The sequence below is a fragment of the Klebsiella sp. A-Nf5 genome, from assembly GCF_002810545.1.
In the GTDB taxonomy this organism is placed as follows: domain Bacteria; phylum Pseudomonadota; class Gammaproteobacteria; order Enterobacterales; family Enterobacteriaceae; genus Klebsiella; species Klebsiella variicola.
In genome coordinates this window covers 1-664 of sequence record NZ_PIOG01000171.1, presented here as the reverse complement: position 1 = coordinate 664, position 664 = coordinate 1, and the positions used below count along the sequence as shown (strand labels likewise).

1 protein-coding gene is annotated in these 664 nt (G+C 53.3%); it reads left to right on the top strand.

Annotation, left to right across the window (positions count from 1 at the left end; genetic code table 11):
• The coding region (locus CWM53_RS19295) for a DUF1176 domain-containing protein (RefSeq protein ID WP_133124361.1) at positions 1-482 on the top strand (482 nt) is incomplete at its 5' end.
• Positions 483-664 lie beyond the last annotated feature (182 nt).

The following is a 664-nucleotide window of genomic DNA, read 5'->3' as shown; positions in this document are numbered from 1 at the left end:
ACCAGGTGAAGCCAGAGAAAACTCAGGAAAGGCCCCTCACAGTGCCTGAGCTCGCGGTGCTGAAACCAAAGCTTCTCGCGACCCTGAGCGAAGATGACTGGTGCGATCGCATCCAGCCATCAGAAGAACAGGAAGCCGAGACCATCAGCCTGACGCCGCTGGATAACGTGCATTCTCTGATTTCTGCACTGTGTGGGCGGGCGGCGTATAACGAAGGATATGGTTACTGGGTGGTGGACAGTAAACTTGCGGGGAAACCAGAGCTCATCACGGTTTCTGGTTCTGATTATGACGATGGCGTTATCTTCATGAGCCAGAAAGGCCGTGGCCTTGGGGATTGCTGGGGGTCGGCAAGCTGGGTTTGGGATGGCGAGACATTCCGCAAAAGCCGCGAAGCAACGACCGGGATGTGCCGTTATCTCCATCTCGGTGGCACGTGGGATCTCCCTACGTGGGTGACAGATGTTAAGCCAGCAAAGTAAGCAGAAATAAGCGCCCGTCATTCCGGGCGTGAAATGAGTTCCTTACCGCAACTGTAGAACATATAGAGTGCTCCCTAAGGAGAGGCCTGGTACCAGCAGGTCAAATCTTGCTTATTGACCGACCGGGAGCACTGCTCAATGCAAGGAGACGATATTGTGTCAGCATATTTTTCATTTTCTTA